We start from the raw sequence: 1,278 nt of genomic DNA, 5'->3' as shown, positions 1-1,278 counted from the left end.
GCCCACGCTCGCGCGCGTGCTCGCCGCCCGCGCGCTGGCCGAGCGTCCGGGCGGACGGCCGGACGCGGCGTGGTATGCCGATCTGGCGCGCGCGATGAAGGCCGCCTATGCCGCGCGCCTCGCCGGCGCCGACGATGCCGAGCCGCAGGGGGCGGACAGCTGCACCACGCATCTGACGGTAATCGACGCCGAGGGCGGGATGGTCGCGCTGACCACGACGCTGCTGTCGTCGATGGGCAGCCGTGTGGTGCTGCCGCGCACCGGCGTGCTGATGAACAACGGCGTGATGTGGTTCGATCCGCGCCCCGGCACGCCGAACGCGATGGCGCCGGGACGGCGGCCGCTGACCAACATGCTGCCCTTCATCCTGGCCGAGGACGGCCGGCCGGTGCTGGCGGGCGGGTCGTCCGGCGGGCGGCGCATCCTCGCCTCCGTCGCGCAGTTGCTGGCCTTCGTCGCCGGCTTCGGGATCGAGCCGCAGGAGGCGGCGCACCTGCCGCGCATCGACGTCTCCGGCCCCGACCGTGTCGCCGCCGACCGAAGGCTGCCGCCCGAGGTGATCGCAGCGCTGGCGGCGGACGGTCCGGTGGACGTGGTCGAGCACGCGGTGCTGCCGATCAACTTCGCCTGTCCGAACGTGATCGCCGTCGGCGCGGACGGCGTGCGGACCGGCATCAGCGATGTGGCGTCGCCATGGTCGGCGGCGCTGGCACAGGCGTGAGCGCCAGCACGTATTGCCGGACCGCGCCGAAGCCGAGGCGATGGTGCGGCGTCAGCCCGGCGGTGTCGATCGCCCGGCGGTGCTCGGCGGTGCCGTAGCCGGCGTTGCGCTCCCACCCATAGGCCGGGTGACGGCGGGCGAGGGCGGCCATCAGCCGGTCGCGTGTCACCTTCGCCACGATCGAGGCGGCGGCGATCGACAGGCAGGCGGCGTCGCCGTCCACGACGCAGGTGGTGGCACATGGCAGGCGCGGGTCCTGGTTGCCGTCCACCAGCGCATGGTCGGGCGGTGACGGCAGGCGCGCGACGGCACGGCGCATGGCAAGCAGTGCCGCGTGCAGGATGTTGATCTGCGCGATCTCGTCGACCGAGGCGGCGCCGATGCCGATCTCCGCCCGGCCACAGCGGAGGAGGGCGGTATACGCGATCATGCGCGCCTCCGCCGTCAGCGCCTTGGAATCGTCGATCAGCGCCGCGAGGGCGCGCGGCGGCGAGGCGGTGAAGACGACGGCGGCGGCCACCACCGGGCCGGCGAGCGGGCCGCGCCCGGCCTCGTCC

2 protein-coding genes are annotated in these 1,278 nt (G+C 74.6%); one reads left to right on the top strand and one right to left on the bottom strand.

Going from position 1 to position 1,278, the window contains the following annotated elements; translation table 11 throughout:
* Positions 1–721 (top strand): gamma-glutamyltransferase (locus tag B8460_RS15100; protein ID WP_048862433.1); only part of this gene is annotated, 721 nt, incomplete at its 5' end.
* Here the strand turns inward: B8460_RS15100 and B8460_RS15095 are convergent.
* Positions 675–1,278, bottom strand: a 604-nt coding sequence (locus B8460_RS15095) for a ribonuclease HII (RefSeq protein ID WP_048862432.1), incomplete at its 5' end; no start/stop codon positions are given. The two genes, B8460_RS15100 and B8460_RS15095, sit on opposite strands and share 47 nt — an antisense overlap.

It is taken from the genome of Acidisphaera rubrifaciens HS-AP3 (assembly GCF_000964365.1).
Classification (GTDB): Bacteria; Pseudomonadota; Alphaproteobacteria; order Acetobacterales; family Acetobacteraceae; genus Acidisphaera; species Acidisphaera rubrifaciens.
This window is presented reverse-complemented; position numbering and strand designations above follow the sequence as displayed.